This window comes from Pseudomonas sp. GL_091, from assembly GCF_057837725.1.
In genome coordinates this window covers 5,584,405-5,602,703 of record NZ_CM174451.1, presented here as the reverse complement: position 1 = coordinate 5,602,703, position 18,299 = coordinate 5,584,405, and the positions used below count along the sequence as shown (strand labels likewise).

Annotated in this window: 17 protein-coding genes, 4 tRNA genes and 1 pseudogene; 16 read left to right on the top strand and 6 right to left on the bottom strand. The window is 59.9% G+C overall.

The window, feature by feature from the left end; translation table 11 throughout:
- The first annotated feature begins 1 nt into the window (after position 1).
- From AC3ITY_RS25430 to AC3ITY_RS25420, 3 genes are all read left to right on the top strand, one after another.
- The gene (locus AC3ITY_RS25430) at positions 2–661 is read left to right on the top strand and encodes a glutathione S-transferase family protein (protein WP_489305699.1); all 660 of its coding nucleotides are present in this window, start codon (positions 2–4) and stop codon (positions 659–661) included.
- A gap of 8 nt (positions 662–669) precedes the next feature.
- Positions 670–1,476: a DUF4892 domain-containing protein gene (locus tag AC3ITY_RS25425; RefSeq protein ID WP_489305698.1), complete on the top strand. Its 807-nt coding sequence runs from the start codon at positions 670–672 to the stop codon at positions 1,474–1,476.
- A 69-nt stretch (positions 1,477–1,545) separates the two neighbouring features.
- Positions 1,546–2,601 (top strand): AI-2E family transporter, encoded by a 1,056-nt coding sequence (locus AC3ITY_RS25420; RefSeq protein ID WP_489305697.1) that lies wholly within the window; start codon positions 1,546–1,548, stop codon positions 2,599–2,601.
- 124 nt (positions 2,602–2,725) lie between these two features.
- On the opposite strand, the gene xopAW is transcribed toward AC3ITY_RS25420, so the two are convergent.
- From xopAW to AC3ITY_RS25405, 3 genes are all read right to left on the bottom strand, one after another.
- A complete protein-coding gene (gene xopAW / locus AC3ITY_RS25415; protein ID WP_489305696.1) occupies positions 2,726–3,583 on the bottom strand; it encodes a XopAW family type III secretion system calcium-binding effector in 858 nt (285 codons plus the stop codon).
- 147 nt (positions 3,584–3,730) lie between these two features.
- Entirely contained in the window at positions 3,731–4,780 is a 1,050-nt protein-coding gene (locus tag AC3ITY_RS25410) for a sensor histidine kinase (protein WP_489305695.1), read from the bottom strand.
- A complete protein-coding gene (locus AC3ITY_RS25405; RefSeq protein WP_150754032.1) occupies positions 4,780–5,538 on the bottom strand; it encodes a response regulator in 759 nt (252 codons plus the stop codon). Before AC3ITY_RS25405 ends, AC3ITY_RS25410 begins: the two co-directional genes overlap by 1 nt.
- Positions 5,539–5,834: 296 nt before the next feature.
- On the opposite strand from AC3ITY_RS25405, the gene pyrF reads away from it, so the two are divergent.
- Positions 5,835–6,533: an orotidine-5'-phosphate decarboxylase gene (gene pyrF, locus AC3ITY_RS25400; RefSeq protein WP_173677935.1), complete on the top strand. Its 699-nt coding sequence runs from the start codon at positions 5,835–5,837 to the stop codon at positions 6,531–6,533.
- Positions 6,534–6,659: 126 nt separating this feature from the next.
- Here pyrF and AC3ITY_RS25395 read toward each other — a convergent pair whose 3' ends face one another.
- On the bottom strand, positions 6,660–7,664 hold the full coding sequence (locus AC3ITY_RS25395; RefSeq protein WP_489305694.1) for an NADP-dependent oxidoreductase: 1,005 nt from the start codon (positions 7,662–7,664) through the stop codon (positions 6,660–6,662).
- A 236-nt stretch (positions 7,665–7,900) separates the two neighbouring features.
- Between AC3ITY_RS25395 and AC3ITY_RS25390 the strand changes: the two genes are divergently transcribed.
- The 4 genes and pseudogenes from AC3ITY_RS25390 to AC3ITY_RS25375 all read left to right on the top strand — a co-directional run bounded on the left by AC3ITY_RS25390 (position 7,901) and on the right by AC3ITY_RS25375 (position 12,325).
- Complete coding sequence (locus AC3ITY_RS25390; protein WP_489305693.1) at positions 7,901–8,662, top strand: SDR family oxidoreductase; 762 nt, start codon at positions 7,901–7,903, stop codon at positions 8,660–8,662.
- A 204-nt stretch (positions 8,663–8,866) separates the two neighbouring features.
- Positions 8,867–10,252 carry an aminotransferase-like domain-containing protein gene (locus AC3ITY_RS25385; protein ID WP_489305692.1) on the top strand — a complete coding sequence of 462 codons (1,386 nt, stop codon included), beginning with the start codon at positions 8,867–8,869 and terminating at the stop codon, positions 10,250–10,252.
- A gap of 108 nt (positions 10,253–10,360) precedes the next feature.
- A pseudogene (locus tag AC3ITY_RS25380) lies at positions 10,361–11,464 on the top strand (HAMP domain-containing protein); the annotation flags it as partial.
- Positions 11,444–12,325 carry a methyl-accepting chemotaxis protein gene (locus AC3ITY_RS25375; protein ID WP_489310994.1) on the top strand — a complete coding sequence of 294 codons (882 nt, stop codon included), beginning with the start codon at positions 11,444–11,446 and terminating at the stop codon, positions 12,323–12,325. The pseudogene AC3ITY_RS25380 and the gene AC3ITY_RS25375, both read left to right, overlap by 21 nt.
- A 136-nt stretch (positions 12,326–12,461) precedes the next feature.
- Here the strand turns inward: AC3ITY_RS25375 and AC3ITY_RS25370 are convergent, their stop codons facing one another.
- The gene (locus tag AC3ITY_RS25370) at positions 12,462–13,220 is read right to left on the bottom strand and encodes a hypothetical protein (RefSeq protein WP_489305691.1); all 759 of its coding nucleotides are present in this window, start codon (positions 13,218–13,220) and stop codon (positions 12,462–12,464) included.
- Positions 13,221–13,604: 384 nt separating this feature from the next.
- Between AC3ITY_RS25370 and AC3ITY_RS25365 the strand changes: the two genes are divergently transcribed.
- The 4 genes from AC3ITY_RS25365 to AC3ITY_RS25350 all read left to right on the top strand — a co-directional run bounded on the left by AC3ITY_RS25365 (position 13,605) and on the right by AC3ITY_RS25350 (position 14,017).
- Positions 13,605–13,680 (top strand) — tRNA-Glu (locus AC3ITY_RS25365).
- 2 nt (positions 13,681–13,682) lie between these two features.
- Positions 13,683–13,758: transfer RNA gene (locus AC3ITY_RS25360), tRNA-Gly, on the top strand.
- A 104-nt stretch (positions 13,759–13,862) separates the two neighbouring features.
- A tRNA-Glu gene (locus tag AC3ITY_RS25355) sits at positions 13,863–13,938 on the top strand.
- Positions 13,939–13,941: 3 nt separating this feature from the next.
- Positions 13,942–14,017: transfer RNA gene (locus AC3ITY_RS25350), tRNA-Gly, on the top strand.
- Positions 14,018–14,075: 58 nt separating this feature from the next.
- Here AC3ITY_RS25350 and AC3ITY_RS25345 read toward each other — a convergent pair.
- Entirely contained in the window at positions 14,076–14,945 is an 870-nt protein-coding gene (locus AC3ITY_RS25345; RefSeq protein ID WP_489310992.1) for an AraC family transcriptional regulator, read from the bottom strand.
- Positions 14,946–15,357: 412 nt separating this feature from the next.
- On the opposite strand from AC3ITY_RS25345, the gene AC3ITY_RS25340 reads away from it, so the two are divergent.
- Genes AC3ITY_RS25340 through cpaB form a run of 4 tightly spaced genes read left to right on the top strand, consistent with a single transcriptional unit; the run spans position 15,358 to position 18,293 of the window.
- Entirely contained in the window at positions 15,358–15,564 is a 207-nt protein-coding gene (locus AC3ITY_RS25340; RefSeq protein WP_154860345.1) for a Flp family type IVb pilin, read from the top strand.
- 26 nt (positions 15,565–15,590) lie between these two features.
- Entirely contained in the window at positions 15,591–16,109 is a 519-nt protein-coding gene (locus AC3ITY_RS25335) for an A24 family peptidase (RefSeq protein ID WP_489305689.1), read from the top strand.
- A 15-nt stretch (positions 16,110–16,124) separates the two neighbouring features.
- Positions 16,125–17,453, top strand: coding sequence for a DUF8689 domain-containing protein (locus tag AC3ITY_RS25330; protein WP_489305688.1), 1,329 nt, complete (start codon positions 16,125–16,127; stop codon positions 17,451–17,453).
- Positions 17,454–17,468: 15 nt separating this feature from the next.
- On the top strand, positions 17,469–18,293 hold the full coding sequence (cpaB, locus tag AC3ITY_RS25325) for a Flp pilus assembly protein CpaB (protein WP_489305687.1): 825 nt from the start codon (positions 17,469–17,471) through the stop codon (positions 18,291–18,293).
- The last annotated feature ends 6 nt before the right edge of the window (positions 18,294–18,299 follow it).

Here is an 18,299-nt window from a genome sequence, read left to right as displayed (position 1 = left end):
CATGATAGATCTCTACACCGCTGCGACCCCGAATGGCCACAAGGTCTCTATCGTGCTCGAGGAACTCGGCCTGCCTTACACGGTGCATGCCTTGAGTTTCGACAAAAAGGAGCAGAAGTCCGCGGACTTCCTCAAGATCAACCCCAATGGCCGGATTCCGGCGATTGTCGACCGCGCCAACGGCGATTTCGCCGTGTTCGAATCTGGCGCCATCCTGATTTACCTCGCTGAACAGACTGGCAAACTGATGCCTTCCGATCCGAAGGGACGTTCGCTGGTATTGCAGTGGCTGATGTTCCAGATGGGGGGCATCGGCCCGATGCAGGGTCAGGCCAACGTGTTCTTCCGCTACTTTCCGGAAAAACTCCAGGGCGCCATCGACCGCTATCAGCATGAAACCCGTCGCCTCTACGAAGTGCTCGACACGCGTTTGCAAAGCGTGGAGTTCCTCGCCGGCGAGTACAGCATTGCCGACATCGCCACCTTTCCCTGGGTGCGTGGCTACGAGTGGTCGGGCGTCTCGGTGGAGGGCTTGACGGCGTTGCAACGCTGGATGGCAACCCTGGAGGCCCGGCCGGCGGTGCAGCGTGGTCTGCAGATACCGATACGCGCCGATGAAGCCAGTGTCATCAAGGGTGCCCAGGCCATGCTGATCCGATGAGTCTATCCATGCGTTCATTCAGTTTGCTGGTGCTGTGCAGTTTCAGTCCCTTGTTATTCGCCGCTGATATTCCGGGCAGTCAGGACCTGCCGATAGTGCCGCGCATGACCGACGCCCAGATTGTCGACTATCGCCCCGCCGCCGAGCTGGAGCGGATCTATCCCTTGGGCTCGATCCGTAAAATCAGTGGCCAGTTACGTTTCGACGGCCAGGTCAGCGCTCGCGGCAACGTCACTTCGGTGACCTACGAGTTGCCGCCGGAGCATTCATCCATCGAGGCGTTCACCGCTGCCCGCGAGGCTTTGCAACAGCAGGACGCCGGGTTGCTCTTTTGGTGCCAGGCGCGCGATTGCGGCGAAAGCAGCCTCTGGGCCAATGAAGTCTTCGGCAACGCCAAGCTGTACGGCGCCGACGATCAACAGGCCTATCTGCTGCTGCGACTTGCCGCTCCACGGGACAACACGCTCGTCGCGCTGTACAGCATCACCCGGGGGAATCGCAAAGCCTACCTGCATGTCGAGCAGTTCGACGCTTCGGCACCGCTGGGCGAGTTGTTGCCGACCTCCGCGACCTTGCTGCGTGAACTCAAGAGCACCGGCGAGCTCGATTTTCCCACGTTGAACAGCGCACCTGACGAGACCTGGCTACGCCTGATTTCTCGCGGACTGAATCTGGACACCACCTTGCGGGTCAGTATTTCCGGCGCGAACGCCGAAGCCTGGCGTCAGGCACTGATTGCCCAGGGCGTGCGTGCCGCGCGGATGGAAACCGGCAGTGCCGAAGGCTCTGGCCTGCACATCGAGCTATTGCGCTAGGCTGTACCGGGCGAACGTGCACGCTGCGTTCGCCTACTCTTTTGCTGACTGACTTTTTCGAGACTTTTGATGATCAATAACGATCGCCTGTTGGTGCAGATCCTGCTCGTGGTGTTGTTCGGCGCGAGCTTCTGGGTGATGGCGCCGTTCTGGTCGGCGATGTTCTGGGGCGCGGTCCTGGCATTTGCCAGTTGGCCGCTGATGCGCTTGCTGACCCGTTGGCTCAACGGTCGCGAGTCGCTGGCGGCGGCATTGCTGACGCTGGGCTGGATGGTGCTGGTAGCGGCACCGCTGGTGTGGCTGGGTTTCAACCTTGCCGATCATGTGCGCGATGCCACCGCATTCATCAAGGATGCGCAGGTCGAGGGGCTGCCCGAAGCACCGGTGTGGCTGGGTTCGATTCCCTTTGTGGGCGAGCGGCTGGTAGGCATCTGGAACAGCATCGATGAGCAGGGCGCGGCGATGATGATGTCGCTCAAACCTTATCTGGGGCAGGTGGGTAACTGGTTGCTGGCGCGCAGTGCGCAGATCGGCGGCGGTATTCTCGAGCTGACCCTGAGCATCGTCTTCGTGTTCTTTTTCTATCGTGACGGGCCGCGTCTGGCGGCGTTTGTACACACGTTGCTGGAGCGGCTGATCGGTCAACGGGCCGGCTACTACATTGAACTGGTAGCGGGCACGGTACAGCGGGTGGTGAACGGTGTGATCGGTACAGCGGCGGCCCAGGCGATCCTGGCGCTGATCGGGTTCCTGATAGCCGGCGTGCCGGGAGCGTTGGTGCTCGGTATCGTGACGTTCATGCTCAGCCTGATCCCGATGGGCCCGCCGTTGGTATGGATTCCGGCGACCGCGTGGCTGGCCTGGAAAGGCGAGTACGGGCTGGCCATATTCCTCGGGATCTGGGGCACATTCGTCATCAGCGGTGTCGACAACGTGCTCAAACCGTACCTGATCAGCCGTGGCGGTAACCTGCCGCTGGTCATTGTGCTACTTGGGGTGTTTGGCGGGTTGATTGCCTTTGGCTTTATCGGTCTGTTCATTGGCCCGACATTGCTGGCAGTGGCCTACAGCCTGTTGATCGACTGGAGCAAGACTCAGGCGCGGGTCGAAGATCGTCGGCCCTGAATACCTCGCCACATCCATTGTAGGAGCCGGCTTGCCGGCGATAGGCCCTTGAACATGTATGGAGCTTCAAGACCGCCATCGCCAGCAAGCCGGCTCCTACAATCTGACTCGCGAGCTTTTTGAATCAGGTCGCCACGTTCAGGTGCTTGCCCACGCTCGCCACGTTTTCGAGTGAATACTGCTTGCTCAGGTTGGCGATCATTTTCTGCAATGCGTCGTTGACGCTCGATGAGTCGGAAGTGCTGCCGGAGTTCTGCTCGCGACCGGCCTGCAGGGCCGCCTTGAGTTCATTACTGCTCACGCTACCGCTGCTGTCGCTGTCGAGTGCCTTGAGCAGCGCGGCACTGGTGTCGGTGGTGGTCGACGAGTTGCTGTTGCTGTCCTGCAACGCGCTGCTCAGTTCGGTCGCGCTGACGCTGCCATCACTGTCGGCATCGAGCTGGCTGAACAGTTCGTCGCTGGACGCCTGTTGTGGCGGTGGCGGCGGTGGCGCCAGGCTGGCGACCAACTCGTCCTGGCTGACGGTACCGTCCTTGTTCTTGTCCAGGGCCGAGAAGATTTGCGAACTGTCGGCGCTACTGCCCGCGCTGCTCAGGCCGTTACTCAGTTCATCACTGCTGATGGCGCCATCGCCGTCGGCGTCCAGCGCGCTGATCAGTGCGTCAGCGAGGTCGGTGTTGGGTGCCTCATCGCCTGGTGGTGGCGGGGGAGCCATCGCGGCCATTTCTTCGCCGCTCAGGCTGCCACTGCCATCACTGTCGAGGTCGGCGAAATTCTTGCTCAGGCTGACGAGTAAACCGTCGTCGGATTTCTGCGACAAGGCGCTCTTGAGTTCATCCTGACCGACCGTACCGTCGCTGTTGCTGTCGAGTTTGGCCAGCAGCTCCTTCTGGAATTGCTGGCTACGGGCACTATTGGTCGTGGTGCTGCTGATGCTGGTGCTGGTGTAGTTCGAGTAATTGCTGCTGATGCTACCGATCATCGGGCTCACTCCCTGGAAAGATAAACCGGTGGTGTACCGGCTTATGCAGACTCAAGGGGCGAGTTGTCGCGGGTATGTGGAGTTTGTACCGAGTGATACACATGGCTGTCAGCCACACCAACACCCCTGTGGGAGCTGGTGTGGCTTTCAGGTGCGCGGCAGGCGGATAACCGCAGTCAGGCCACCACCCGGGGTTTCTTCCAGTGTCAGCTGCCCGCCCATTCGTTGCGCGGCCTCGCGGGCAATGGTCATGCCCAGGCCAACGCCGCCGGAATTGCGATTGCGTGAGCCTTCAAGGCGAAAGAAGGGTTCGAACACCGCTTCGCGCTGTTCTGCGGCGATGCCCGGGCCATGGTCGATGACCCGAATCACCAGTTGTTGACGATGGTCTTGCAGGGTAATCAGCGCCTGTCCGGCGTAGCGTAGGGCATTGTCCATCAGGTTGTTGATGCAAGAGCGCAAGGCCATCGGCTGCACCTGCAAGGGAGCGCAGTGACCGCTGGCCTGGACGTTCGCGCCCTGGTCCTGGGCATTTTCGCTCAGGGATTCCACCAACGCCTGCACGTCCATCCACAGCGGGGCTTCGCTGGTGCGTTGTTCATGCAGATAGGTGAGGGTGGCATCGAGCATGCTGATCATGTCGTCGAGGTCTTGGCGCATCTGGCCTTGCAGCTTGTCGTCGTCGATTTTCTCCAGCCGCAGCTTGAGCCGCGACAGCGGCGTGCGCAGGTCGTGGGACACGGCGCCGAGCATGCGCGAGCGCTGCTTGACCTGTTCCAGGATGCGGCGCTGCATTTTGTTGAACGTGTGCGCCGCTTGCCGTGCTTCCCGTGGTCCCGATTCATCCAGTGGCGGGCTGTCAAGGTCTTCACTCAAGCGCTCGGCCGCGTCGCTCAGGCGCTGGATCGGCCGGCTCAGCAGCTTGGCGCCATACCAGGCGGCAATGATCAGTGAGACCAATTGAAACGTCAGGGGCACCAAGGGGCCGCCGAACCACGGTCGAGGCGGCCGTTTCTCGAAACGCGGGTCCAGTGGCGGGCGTGGCCCGTCCAGGCCTTCGGAAAACTCCGGTGGAGGCGGCGGAGGCGGCGGCCCGTAATGGTGGAACCAGGCAAAGGCCAGCAGGTGCGCGAGGATAATCGCCAGCAACAGCACGCCAAACAGGCGGCCGAACAGCGTATCGAAGCGCCCTCGCATCAGCCGATGTCTCGGGCATCGAACAGGTAACCCTCACCGCGAACGGTCTTGATCAACTGCGGAGCCTTAGGATCGTCGCCGAGCTTCTGGCGCAGGCGCGACACCAGCAGGTCGATGCTGCGATCAAAGGCTTCGATCGAACGACCGCGAGCGGCGTCCAGCAGTTGTTCACGGCTGAGCACGCGGCGCGGACGTTCGATAAACACCCAGAGTAGGCGGAATTCGGCGTTGGACAGCGGCACCACCAGGCCATCGTCGGCAATCAGTTGCCGCAGCACGCTGTTCAGGCGCCAATTGTCGAAACGAATGTTCGCCCGCTGTTCGCTGCGGTCATCGCGTACCCGACGCAGGATGGTCTGGATCCGCGCTACCAGTTCGCGGGGCTCGAACGGCTTGGCCATGTAGTCGTCGGCACCGAGTTCGAGGCCGATGATCCGGTCGGTGGGTTCGCAACGGGCGGTGAGCATCAGGATCGGGATGTCCGACTCGGCGCGCAGCCAGCGGCACAGCGACAGACCGTCTTCACCGGGCAGCATCAGGTCGAGTACCACCACGTCGAAATGCTCCGCCTGCATCGCCAGGCGCATCGCGGCGCCATCGGTGACGCCGCTGGCGTGGATGTTGAACCGGGCCAGGTAGTCGATCATCAATTCGCGGATCGGGACGTCATCGTCGACGATCAGGGCACGAATGCTCCAGCGCTTGTCGTCACCGGGCGTCTTTTGGTCGTCGTTCACGGGTGCTTGGGTGTTGTGCATGCGTGCGTTCATCTGCCAGGTAGGCTGCCAACCACAAAGATAGGCTGCGAGGTTGTGGTTCCAGCATAGGCGTCCGGCCCAGAGGCGGGAAGTGCTGTTGCAAGGACCTGTTGCGGGTGCCGAGGGTAGCGGGCCGGGGTATTGCGGGCGTGTCGTGTGTGTATCGAACTCGACACAATGGCCTCAAGGGCTAGTCTTGCCTGAGCCGTCGCGACGATTTACCGATCATCGGGTCCCGCAGCGGCGCTGGTTCCGCTACAATGCGCGCCGATTTCGACTTGCCTGAGAGCCCACTCATGTCCGCCTGCCAGACTCCCATCATCGTCGCCCTGGATTTCCCTACCCGTGACGCCGCACTGAAGCTGGCCGATCAGTTGGACCCGAAGCTGTGCCGGGTCAAAGTCGGCAAGGAACTGTTCACCAGCTGCGCCTCGGAAATCGTCGGCACCCTGCGCGACAAGGGTTTCGAAGTGTTCCTGGACCTCAAGTTCCACGACATCCCGAACACCACCGCGATGGCCGTCAAGGCAGCTGCAGAAATGGGCGTGTGGATGGTCAACGTACATTGCTCCGGCGGTCTGCGCATGATGGCCGCGTGCCGTGAAGTGCTGGATCAGCGTACCGGTCCTAAACCACTGCTGATCGGCGTGACCGTGTTGACCAGCATGGAGCGTGAGGATCTGGCGGGCATCGGTCTGGACATTGAGCCCCAGGAGCAGGTGCTGCGTCTGGCCGCCCTGGCGGAAAAAGCCGGGATGGACGGCCTGGTGTGTTCGGCCCTGGAAGCCCAGGCCCTGAAAACGGCGCACCCGTCGCTGCAACTGGTGACCCCGGGGATTCGTCCGGCGGGCAGCGCCCAGGACGATCAGCGCCGCATTCTGACCCCGCGTCAGGCGCTGGATGCCGGTTCCGACTATCTGGTGATCGGCCGTCCGATCAGCCAGGCGGCGGATCCAGCGAAGGCATTGGCTTCGGTTGTGGCTGAACTGGCCTGATCTGACAACGCAGAACCCATTGTAGGAGCGAGCTTGCTCGCGATGGTCGTCAACGATAGCGCGCGTATTATGGATAAACGTGGTGTCATTGAGTTCTTCGCGAGCAAGCTCGCTCCTACATTCGGGTCAAACCTTCAACACCAACTTCCCGAAATTCTCGCCGTTGAACAATTTCATCAGCGTCTCCGGGAAAGTCTCCAGTCCTTCGACGATGTCTTCCTTGCTCTTGAGCTGCCCCTTGGCCATCCAACCGGCCATTTCCTGGGCGGCGCTGGCGTACTGGGCGGCGTAGTCCATCACCACAAAACCTTCCATGCGCGCCCGGTTGACCAGCAGTGACAGGTAGTTGGCCGGTCCCTTGACCGCTTCCTTGTTGTTGTACTGGCTGATGGCACCGCAAATCACCACCCGCGCCTTCATGTTCAGGCGGCTCAACACTGCGTCGAGAATGTCGCCACCCACGTTATCGAAATACACGTCGACGCCTTTCGGGCACTCGCGCTTGAGGCCGGCGAGGACGTCTTCGCTCTTGTAGTCGATAGCGCCATCGAAACCCAGTTCATCGATCAGGAACTTGCACTTGTCGGCGCCGCCGGCGATGCCAACCACCCGGCAGCCTTTGATCTTGGCGATCTGCCCGGCAATGCTGCCCACGGCACCGGCTGCGCCCGACAGCACCACGGTGTCACCGGCCTTCGGAGCGCCGACGTCGAGCAGGGCGAAGTACGCCGTCATCCCGGTCATGCCCAGTGCGGACAAGTAACGTGGCAGCGGTGCCAGTTTCGGATCGACTTTATAGAAGTCTCGCGGCTCGCCGAGGAAGAAATCCTGTACGCCCAGGGCGCCGTTGACGTAATCCCCGACCGCGAACCCGGGGATGTTCGAGGCAATGACTTTGCCCACACCCAAGGCGCGCATGACTTCGCCGAGCCCGACCGGCGGGATGTAGGACTTGCCCTCGTTCATCCAGCCACGCATGGCCGGGTCCAGGGACAGGTATTGGTTTTGAACCAGGATCTGACCCGCCGCCGGTTCGCCGACCGGTACTTCCTGGTAGGTGAATGTCTCACGGGTCGCCGCGCCAACCGGACGTTTGGCGAGCAGGAATTGGCGATTGGTCTGGGAGGTCATGGCAGGCACTCAAGATGAATGAAGCTTTGTTGATAGCCGGTCAGCGACGAAGCCGCAAGTTCGGCTGATGCGGCGAATGCAGGTTGATCCAGTGCAGTGATAGTTGGTACGGCAGTTCCATCACTGCAACTCATGGGTGCCCAACCGGAGCCTTGATAGTGCTGCCGTGTTCAAGACCTCCATGGCTAGACTGGTCCTACGCGATTCCCCGCATTCTTCTTTTCGAGGACCTAACAATGAGCATGACGTTTTCCGGCCAGGTGGTTGTGGTGACAGGCGGGGCGGCCGGTATTGGCCGCGCGACCGCCCAGGCATTTGCCGCCGAAGGCCTGAAGGTCGTGGTGGCCGATATGGACGTGGCGGGCGGCGAGGGCACGGTGGCGCTGATTCGTACCGCCGGTGGCGAAGCGACCTTCGTGCGCTGCAACGTTACCCTGGAAAGCGAGGTAAAAAATCTGATGGATGAGGTGATCAATACTTACGGTCGCCTCGACTATGCCTTCAACAATGCCGGCATCGAAATCGAGAAAGGCAAACTGGCCGAAGGCACGCTCGACGAGTTCGACGCGATCATGGGCGTCAACGTCAAAGGTGTCTGGCTGTGCATGAAATACCAGTTGCCGCTGCTACTGGCGCAAGGAGGCGGCGCGATCGTCAATACGGCATCGGTGGCCGGCCTCGGGGCCGCGCCGAAAATGAGCATCTATGCAGCCTCTAAACACGCAGTGATCGGCCTGACCAAGTCGGCGGCCATTGAATACGCCAAGAAGAAGATCCGGGTCAACGCCGTGTGCCCGGCGGTGATCGACACGGATATGTTCCGCCGCGCTTATGAAGCCGACCCGAAAAAAGGCGAGTTCGCCAACGCCATGCATCCGGTCGGTCGCATCGGCAAGGTCGAAGAGATCGCCAGCGCGGTGCTGTACCTGTGCAGCGATGGCGCGGCATTCACTACCGGCCATTCGCTGGCGGTGGATGGCGGCGTTACTGCGTTTTAAAAGGCGACGCACAGATTCACGAGTACACACGAAACCTGTGGGATCGCCACACCGCCGCTCCCACAGGTTTTTGGTTCCACAAAGGGACCGGGCAATGTGTTTCAAATGATTAGAACAAAGGGTTTTGGCGGCGTTGTCGCACATGTCTTCGAACACTCCTGTGATTAACTGCTTCTCGCAAAATCAACAGGAGTTTGCTTGCTCATGGAATTGAGAATCGACCGACAGGCGCTGGTGCCCGTCGTACAGCAAATTGTTGACGCGCTGACCTGCTGGCTTCATTCCAGTGGGGTATCGCCCGGTACTCGCCTGCCTTCGGTGCGACAGATCGCGCGGATCAATTTGCTCAGTCAGTTAAGTGTCGCTCAGGCCTGCGAACGCCTGGTGACGCAGGGGATGCTGGTGTCAGGCAATGGGGCCGGCTATACGGTTGCCGACCCGGCCTTGGCCGCGGGTGCAAAGCATGAGCCGGCGTGGTTCGAGGGTGCTGAGCCCGAGTACGGGCCCTGTTCGAGTGAGTTGAGGCTGGGCTGTGGCGGGCTGCCTGAAAGCTGGCGCGAGACCGACGATCTGATTTACGCGATTCGGCAAGTCAGTCGTACCGATACGGCCAGCCTGTTCAACTACAGCACGCCGCTGGGTTTGCCGGCCTTGCGACAACAGATACTCAAGCGCCTCAGGCAACTGGATATCCCGGTGCAGGACAACCGGATCATGACCACGGCGGGTGCCAGTCAGGGACTCGACCTGATTGTGCGGACACTGTTCAAGGCCGGTGACTGTGTGGTCGTGGAGAGTCCCGGTTATCCGGTACTGTTCGATCTGCTCAGGCTGCACGGCATCCACATGGTCGAGGTGCCGCGAACACCGCGCGGGCCGGACGTGAACGTGCTCGAATCGGTGCTGGTCAAACACCGGCCTCAAGGGCTGCTCGTCAATAGCTTCTATCACAACCCGACCGGCAGCAGCCTTGCACCGGTGGTGGCGCGCCGCGTGCTGCAGCTGGCCAGGACTTTTGGCGTGCAGGTGATCGAAGACGACGTTTATGCGGATTTGCACAGCGGTTCCGGTATGCGACTGGCTGCGCTGGACGACAACGTGATCTACGTGGGCAGCTACTCCAAGACCCTCAGCAGTTCCTTGCGGGTCGGCTTCGTAGTGGCCGGTTCCGAAGTCATTACGCGTCTGGCCGAGGTCAAAATGATCAGTGGCATGGGCGCCTCGCGATTTTGCGAGTCGGTGCTGGCGTGCCTGTTGGCTAACGGTGCCTACGGCAAGCTGGTGCAGCGTCAGCGCCAACGCTTGAACAGCGGCCGGCTGGCGGTGTTGCAATTGCTCGAAGATGCCGAGTGGGAGGTTTTCGGCAAGCCGACGGGAGGCCTGTTCATCTGGGCGCGATCACCAATCTCCGACTTCGATCAGGTGCGGACCCAGGCACGGCGTCTGGGTGTACTGCTGTCATCGAAGACCGCCTTCAACCCCTCGGGCGAGGCCAGTGACTGGCAGCGTATCAACGTGGCTTATGCCTGCGACCCGCGGGCCCGTGCGCTCTTTCAGGCCACTGCCCGGGATCGACCTCAAGCGTTCTGAAAACGACGTTGGTGTAGCTTTTTGCCATTATTCAGGCGCCAGAGCCTTGTGTTGCTACTGGCCCGTTGCGAATCTGCGTCTACAGACTTTGGCAGGGGACTAAGTGCAATGAATTCGGCCGTGCAAGGACGTTTTGCCAACCTCGGTATGGCGAAAAAACTGGGTGTCGGGTTTGTCCTGGTGTTGTTGTTGACGGCGCTGGTGGCGGGGATTGGCGTTTGGTCCCTGCAAACCATCAGCCAGCGCTTCGACGGGCTCAAGCAAATGTCATCGCTCAACAGCGGTTTGCTCAAGGTGCGGCTGCTGGAACAGGAGTACGCCTTGCACAGCAATGCGAAAACCGTCGATGCCCTGCACGAGGGCGTCGATGGCCTGATCGCCCTGGCCGGCCAGCTCAAGGCCGCGTCTGCGGCCAACGTGCCGGTGATGAATGATGTCGAACAGTCCCTGGGGGCCTATCGCAAGGCCTTCGACGAGTTTGTCTCGCTCACCCAGGCCAAGGACCTGGCGCTGGAAATGGCCAGTTGGTCGGTGTCCAGCGTGGCCAATAATCTTGATGTATTGCAATCCGGGCTCGCCGATGACGGCGCCTATACGCTGAAAGATTCTGAAGGCAAGGACGGTGCGCAATTCATCGAGCAGGCCAGTCAGGTCAGCCAGGTTTCACGCTTGATGCTGCAAGCCATGAATGAAGCACGCGTGCGTCTGGATCAAAGCCGCAAAGGCGACGACAGCGCGGGACAGGGCAAGATCGAACAGGCCAGCCAGGCACTGGCCCAGGCCGAGCAGCTCAAGACCACGGTCAAGGATGAGGGGTACCAGACCGTCCTCAATGAGGTGGCGGGCCATATCGCCAGTTTCAGTGACAAGCTCACCGAGTACACCGGCTTGCTGGAACAGGAAAAAACCGTCTATCAACAATTGCATCAACGTGCTGCCCAAGTGGTCGAGCGGGTGGATCAGGCTTATGTCGCGCAAGACCAGGCGATGCAGGCTGAACTGAAAAAGAACTCGCTGTTGATCATTGGCTCCTCGGCCCTGGCCTTGCTGGTTGGGCTGGTTGCCTCGTGGTTCATCACCCGGTTGATCGTGGCACCGCTGCGCAGCGTGATTCAGGTGGCGCAGCAGATTGCCTCGGGGGATTTGAGTGCGACCATTGATGTAACCCGCCGTGACGAAATCGGTCAGTTGATGCAGGCAATGCAGCAAATGGGCGCGGGGCTCAGCCATATAGTCAGCGGCTTGCAGTCGGGTATCGAGCAGTTGGCGACTTCCGCCCAATCGTTGTCGGCGGTGACTGAACAGACCAATCTCGAAGTCAGCACGCAGAAGGAGGAAACCGAACAGGTCGCCACCGCAATGAATCAGATGACGGCCACGGTGCATGATGTCGCGCGCAATGCGGAAGAAGCGGCCCAGGCTGCGCAAACGGCTGATGGCAAGGTTGAAAGCGGTCAGCAGGTGGTGCGCCAGAGCATGGCGCGGATCGAGCAGTTGGCGGATTCGGCCACTTCCGCCAGTTCGAGCATCGAAAGCCTGAGTGCGGAAATCCAGAACATCGGCACAGTGTTGAGTGTGATCAAGAGCGTGGCGGAGCAGACCAACCTGCTGGCGTTGAACGCGGCGATCGAGGCGGCCCGGGCCGGAGAGCAGGGCAGGGGCTTTGCGGTGGTGGCCGATGAAGTGCGTGCGTTGGCCAAGCGAACCCAGCAATCGACCGAGGAAATCGAACGCCTGGTCAGCGCCTTGCGCTCGGCGGCGCAGTCGTCGGTGCAGCAGATCCAGAGCAGTGGCGAGTTGGTGAAGCTGGCGGTCAGCGACGCCTTGCAGACCGAGAGTGCGCTGGGAAGTATTGCCGCGGCGGTGTCGTTGATCCAGCAGATGAACCAGCAGATCGCCGCAGCGGCCGAGGAACAGAGCTCGGTGGCCGAGGAGATCAACCGCAGTGTCACCAGTATTCGCGCCAGTGCCGACCAGTCATCGCTGGCGATGCAGGGCAATGCAGCGTCCAGTATTCAACTGGCGCAACTGGGGGTTGAGCTGAAGGGGATGGTGGGGCATTTCAGGCTTTGAAAGCTTCCTGTAGGAGCGAGCTTGCTCCGGGCGGCGTTCCGACGATGGTCGCAAAAGATAACGCGCGGTTACGGGTTGAACGCGGCGATCTGGAGTCCATCGCGAGCTAGCTCGCTCCTACAGTGGTTTTCGCTGATCAGTCGTAGATCACTTTCTTTTTCCAGTCTGCATCGGCCTCGACGTCCTTGAGGCCTTCGGTCAACTGGTTGACCTCGCCTTCGACCGGCGCGATGCGATCCATGACCTGGTCGTTGGCGCGGGCCAGGAGTTTTTCCAGGTATTCCAGTTGCTCGGCGTAGACCTGTGGTTCCTGTTGTTTGCGCAGGTATTGCACGCCACGCTCGAACGCCAGGCGAGCCTGCCCGGGCTGGTTCTGTTGCAGGGAGTGCTGGCCGAGGTTGTTGAAGAACTCGATGTGCAGCAACACGAGGATGTGGCGCACTTCACGAATCCAGCGCTTGGCTTCGTTGGGTGGCAAGAAGCCGTCCTGTGCCGCGCGGGTAATCTGGCCGTGCAGGGCTTCGAGCAGGAAGCGTACATCCTTGGCCTTGGCTTCGGTCTGGATCGGTGCTGGCGGATTGTTGACCGGGATGGATTCACCCTGGCCGACAAGGGCTTCCAGTTCGGCGATCCGAGCCTTGAGGTTGGCGCTGGATTTTTCCAGGTTAAGCAGGCGCTGGCAGACGTTCAGTTCCAGGCGGGCCAACAGCAGCTTGAGTGTCGGGGTCATCAGCTGGCCGGGGAACGTCTCGGTGATTTCGCCGCAGCGTCGCAGGCGATCGTTGAGCTCAATCTTGGTACGGGCCTTTTCCAGCTTGTTGTTTTCCACCACATGGTTCATGTAGCTAATGGCGATCAACAGGGCGATCCCGGCTACGACTAGCAGGGTGATCATGAGTGGCGTCACCGGTAAGACCTCTTTATAGGTTACGCATGCGAGTCTGGTGGCTTGGCATTTGAGCGCCCAGGCCCGCACGACGGGTTGGATCGGACATGCTTGTGCTTATATCGGCCGGAGCCCCGTTTCTATGAATGATGGCACTCGATACGCATAGTGCCATCATTGGATGGACTATAACGTCTTGGCGGGTGCCAGAATATAAGCGTCAAACGCCGGGCAGCGGAAAACCGCAACGGCTCCCAAAAGCAGGGTGAAGTCATTGATTTAAATAAATTTATATCAGGGGGTTGACGACCTCTCAATCCATCCATAGAATGCGCGCCACTTGCAGCGTAAAGCACACAGCGAAACGAAGCAGGGAGTGAATGTAGTATGTGTGTCCCCTTCGTCTAGTGGCCTAGGACACCGCCCTTTCACGGCGGTAACAGGGGTTCGAGTCCCCTAGGGGACGCCAATGCGGGAATAGCTCAGTTGGTAGAGCACGACCTTGCCAAGGTCGGGGTCGCGAGTTCGAGTCTCGTTTCCCGCTCCAATTTTAAACAGCGTTGCTTTCGGGCAGGGCTGAGTGAAACCAGAACCAAGTCTTCGGATGCGGCTCTGGACACCGAAACACACACCATGTGTTCCGGGTAGCGTGTCCCCTTCGTCTAGTGGCCTAGGACACCGCCCTTTCACGGCGGTAACAGGGGTTCGAGTCCCCTAGGGGACGCCATTTGCGGGAATAGCTCAGTTGGTAGAGCACGACCTTGCCAAGGTCGGGGTCGCGAGTTCGAGTCTCGTTTCCCGCTCCATATTTAACAAAAACGCCGCTCATTGAGCGGCGTTTTTGTGTGCGCGTAAAAAACCGGATCAACCGCTGAGGGTTTGTACGAGGCTTTCGAGCGCTTCAATGGTTTTTTCATCCTGCACCGGTTGCGTAGCGGCAGCCGCTTTGAGTTGGCGTGCCAGGCGGTATTCGCTGGGCGTGCAGTTGGCGAACTGCTTGAAGGCACGTGCGAAGTAGGAAGGATCCTTGAAGCCGGCCTCATAGCCGATGCTGGTAATCGGCATCTGGCTGTTGTCGAGCAGTTCTTTGGCGAAGTTCATGCGCTTGTCCAGGATGTAATCCGTGAAGCCAAGCCCATTGGCTTCCTTGAACAGGCGGCTGAAGCGAAATGTCGTCATGCCGCAGCGCTGCGCCAATTCCCTCTGATCGATGCTGTCTCGAAAGTGCTGTTCGATGTACAGCATGACATTGCTCAGCGCCTGGTGTTTTTGGTGTCCTGAGGTCCGACGGATGCTGTCCGGTAGGGTCGGGGAGTGGTCGATCTGCGATGACTTGCCCCGGCCGTGGGCATTTCGGCGCAGCTCGCAGAGCTGCACCACCGCCGTCAGGTAACGCTTCCTCTCGGTGGTCGAGAGCGGGAGCACCATGTATTCCCAGACGCTGGAGCGCATGGCCCATACGGCCAGTTCCTCTGAGTGCTGCACGGTGAACATGGTGATCGGGATGCTGGGGGTGGTGTGTTTGATCTCCAGCAATAGCCTCAAACCTGGGGTGTCGGGGCGATCAAAATGGATGCAGATCATGTCTGCCGGTTCCGCGATGGGCAACACGGAGTTTTTCGCCAGTCTGCAGTCGCAGGTACTCTCGAACTGCGCGACGAGTTCTTTCGTGGACCGATCATGAGTCAGATCGAACCACAGGAGCGATGGCCTTTTGGTCAAGTTGGACGTCATGTCTCTACTCTGGGGTTCTTGGTGACTCTCTTCGCTAAGGAGTATTGCCAAGGTGCCATCACTTTGCAGATTTAATCCTGATAGGAAAGGCGGTTTTTAGTTCTATTCGCTCTATGGGTTACCTGGAAGGCAGCCCCGGGCGAGTGTTTGTTGGTGTGTTATCGACGAACCCGGCTCGAACCGTTTGTCGCTTGTTAATCAATGACAATTGCCTTTGGTTTTCAACGCCTTGGTTTATCCCTCCCCGTGACTTCTGCAAAGGCCAATGACCCGTATTTGGCCAGCCCGCAAAAAAGTCCTAACGATGTGCAAAATCTTCCTAACGCCCATGCCTTGCCACTGACTAGGGTTGCATCAGGCAGCGCAGAAAGTACTGCCTCAGAAAAAACAACATTCGAGTGAGGTGGGCAAAATGATCATGCAAACAATCAAGGCTTCGGTAGTGAAGTTCGCCAAAGACGAAGATGGTCTGACCATTGTGGAGTATGCGGTGGCCGGTGGGCTTATAACCCTGGCGGTTGTCACTGCTTTTACCACGTTGGGCACCGCCATTATCGCCAAGCTCGGTAAGCTAGCGGCTTGTATGGGTGCCACGGTCGCGGGGCAGACTTGCACGTAAGCCTATTCCCAGTGAGAGATGCAGCGATGCCTATTGAGCAGATGTTTACATCAATAGTTCTGTTAGGGCTGCTAGGTATTGCGGTGGTGAGCGACCTTCGTCGCCACCGCATCCCCAACCTGCTGGTTCTTTTAGGACTTGTTTTGGGTTTGACCAGTCAGGCTTACGCAAGCGGAGTTGAGGGGCTTGGTAATGCTGTGCTGGCCATGCTGATCGGCTTTGCAGTGTTTCTACCCTTGTACGCCCTGGGCGGTATGGCCGCCGGGGACGTCAAGTTGATGGCCATGGTCGGATGTTTTTTTACACCGCATGACGCGTTGTGGACGGCGCTTTTCAGTCTGGCGGCCGGTGGTTTGTGCGGTTTATTGATCATCCTTTTTCATGGCCAGCTGCTGCAAACCTTAGCGCGCTACTGGTTGATATTAAGGGCGCGAACCTACTTGGTTCCGGCGGTAGATGAAGTGGCCGGAAAGCCTTTCCCATACACTGTCGCAATTTTGCTCGGAACCTTGGCCAGTGGCTATTGGCTGCAGATCGGCCCGTAGCCCAGGAGGCTAGTCATGCATGTCATCGTCGAAAGTGATGCCTACCCCAGCGATCGGAGCGCGGTGCAACGTCTGGCTCCTCAGCCCTGCACTATCCGCGAAACCGGCCTGACGGACAGTTTTCTCGGCGAGTTGGTGTGCAAGCATTTGTTTGATGCCGGTGTGCTGGACATGTCGCGGCTGGTGGACCGCCTGGCGCTGACCGGCGCGGTACTTGAAGAGGTCCTGGCGTTTCTGCGCAAGGATGGCCGTGTCGAAGTGCTTGGCCAGGGGAGTCAAACGGGCGGGCAGATGTTGCGTTATGGCCTGACCGAACGTGGTCGCAGTGTCGCCCGCGATGCCCTGTCGCGCAGTGGCTATATCGGTGCGGCACCTTTCCCGGTGAGTACCTACCGCTCCCTGATCAAACTGCAGACCATTCACCATGGTCGCATCAACGCCAACGATATGCGCAATGCCCTGGCTGGCGTAGTGCTCACGGAGGAGATGCTCGATCAGTTGGGTGTGGCGATGAATTCCGGGCGCGCGATCATGATTTATGGCCCCGCGGGTACCGGCAAGACTTATGTCAGCAGTCGGCTGATCCGTCTGTTCGCCGAGGCCATCTGGGTCCCTCATGCCATCGTCATCAACGAGGCGGTGATCGAGATCTATGACCCGCAGGTGCATCAGCGGCTCGATGAAAACGCTCAACAGAACAACCTGATGCTCAACGAAGGGATCGACCGTCGACTGCTGCGCTGCAAACGCCCGATCGTCATCACGGGCGGTGAGTTGAGCATGGAGCAACTGGACGTTCGCTATGACCCCTTCACCCGTCAATACCAGGCCGCCTTGCAGCTCAAGGCCAGCAATGGCCTGTTCATCATCGACGACATGGGGCGCCAGCGCATGGCCCCCGCCGAGCTGTTCAATCGCTGGATCGTCCCGATGGAAGAGAAACGCGACTTCCTCAACCTGGGCGGCGGTCGGCATTGCGAGTTGCCGTTCGATCTGATTCTGGTGTTTTCCACCAACCTCAACCCCCTGGAGCTGGCCGATGAGGCCTTCCTGCGCCGGATTGGCTACAAGCTGCAGTTTGGTTACCTGAAGCCCGAGCAGTACGAAAAGATCTGGCGTATGGAAAGCGAGCGTCTGGGCATTTCCTATGACCCGCTGCTGGTGCGTTACGCGTTGCAAAGGCTTTATGCAAACGAAGGCATGCCCCTGGTGCCCTGCCATCCCCGCGATCTCCTGAACATGGCACTCGATCGCCAGCGTTATATGGGCGGTTCCGGACCACTGTCACCGAAAGAGTTGGAATGGGCCTGGCGCAACTACTTCGTCCAGCTCGACTTTCTTTGATACGGAGATACTGACATGAGCTCTCGTACGCTTACCCTGATAGGTGTTTCTCTGGCCATGGGCCTTGGGGCTGCATGGATGGCCGACTCCTGGCTGAGCGCGCGGCTCAATGCCAGCCCGGATGACCACCTTCGAAATGTGGTGGTCGCCACGGTCGAGATTCCATTCGGGCAGATGGTCGAGGCCCAGCAGCTCACGACAGTACGCATGCCCATGGATACGATCCCGGACGATGCCTTCGATGCCAGCGAAAAAGCCGTGGGCAAGATCGCCACGTTCGACATTCTGCGGGGCGACATCGTGCGTGGTGCACGTCTGAGCGAGCACCTGGGGGGCAGCACCCTGGCCTCTTTGATTGCCCCCGACAAACGCGCCATATCGGTACGCGTGGACGATGTGGTCGGCGTGGGCGGATTCCTGTTGCCGGGTAACCGGGTGGACGTACTGGCGACCAAATCCACCAATGCCGGCAGTAACAGCGCCTCCTCCAGGACCATCCTCGAGAACTTGCGGGTGTTGGCGGTGGATCAGACCGCGGGTACCGACAAAACCCAACCGGTCGTGGTGCGCGCCGTGACACTGGAGATGTCGGCCGCTGAAGCGGAAGCCCTGGTCACCGCGCAGACGGAAGGCAAGTTGCAACTGGCGCTGCGTAACCCACTGAACCTCGAGAAGAAAAGCCCGGCCGTTGCGCCAGCTACGCCTTTTGCACCTGCTGCCCCGGCCATGGCTGTGGCCACCGTTGAGGCACCAAAACGCGTGGTACATCGCAGCAGTGGCGAGGGCGCGGGCATCACCGTTATCCGCGGGATCGAAGCCAAAGTAGTCAACATTCGCTGACAAGGC

Coding starts and splice junctions, on each gene's coding strand:
- AC3ITY_RS25430 (WP_489305699.1), top strand. CDS start 2: ATGATAGATCTCTACACCGCTGCGACCCCGAATGGCCACAAGGTCTCT.
- AC3ITY_RS25425 (WP_489305698.1), top strand. CDS start 670: ATGCGTTCATTCAGTTTGCTGGTGCTGTGCAGTTTCAGTCCCTTGTTA.
- AC3ITY_RS25420 (WP_489305697.1), top strand. CDS start 1,546: ATGATCAATAACGATCGCCTGTTGGTGCAGATCCTGCTCGTGGTGTTG.
- xopAW (WP_489305696.1), bottom strand. CDS start 3,583: ATGATCGGTAGCATCAGCAGCAATTACTCGAACTACACCAGCACCAGC.
- AC3ITY_RS25410 (WP_489305695.1), bottom strand. CDS start 4,780: ATGCGAGGGCGCTTCGATACGCTGTTCGGCCGCCTGTTTGGCGTGCTG.
- AC3ITY_RS25405 (WP_150754032.1), bottom strand. CDS start 5,538: ATGCACAACACCCAAGCACCCGTGAACGACGACCAAAAGACGCCCGGT.
- pyrF (WP_173677935.1), top strand. CDS start 5,835: ATGTCCGCCTGCCAGACTCCCATCATCGTCGCCCTGGATTTCCCTACC.
- AC3ITY_RS25395 (WP_489305694.1), bottom strand. CDS start 7,664: ATGACCTCCCAGACCAATCGCCAATTCCTGCTCGCCAAACGTCCGGTT.
- AC3ITY_RS25390 (WP_489305693.1), top strand. CDS start 7,901: ATGAGCATGACGTTTTCCGGCCAGGTGGTTGTGGTGACAGGCGGGGCG.
- AC3ITY_RS25385 (WP_489305692.1), top strand. CDS start 8,867: ATGGAATTGAGAATCGACCGACAGGCGCTGGTGCCCGTCGTACAGCAA.
- AC3ITY_RS25375 (WP_489310994.1), top strand. CDS start 11,444: ATGCAGGCAATGCAGCAAATGGGCGCGGGGCTCAGCCATATAGTCAGC.
- AC3ITY_RS25370 (WP_489305691.1), bottom strand. CDS start 13,220: ATGATCACCCTGCTAGTCGTAGCCGGGATCGCCCTGTTGATCGCCATT.
- AC3ITY_RS25345 (WP_489310992.1), bottom strand. CDS start 14,945: ATGACGTCCAACTTGACCAAAAGGCCATCGCTCCTGTGGTTCGATCTG.
- AC3ITY_RS25340 (WP_154860345.1), top strand. CDS start 15,358: ATGATCATGCAAACAATCAAGGCTTCGGTAGTGAAGTTCGCCAAAGAC.
- AC3ITY_RS25335 (WP_489305689.1), top strand. CDS start 15,591: ATGCCTATTGAGCAGATGTTTACATCAATAGTTCTGTTAGGGCTGCTA.
- AC3ITY_RS25330 (WP_489305688.1), top strand. CDS start 16,125: ATGCATGTCATCGTCGAAAGTGATGCCTACCCCAGCGATCGGAGCGCG.
- cpaB (WP_489305687.1), top strand. CDS start 17,469: ATGAGCTCTCGTACGCTTACCCTGATAGGTGTTTCTCTGGCCATGGGC.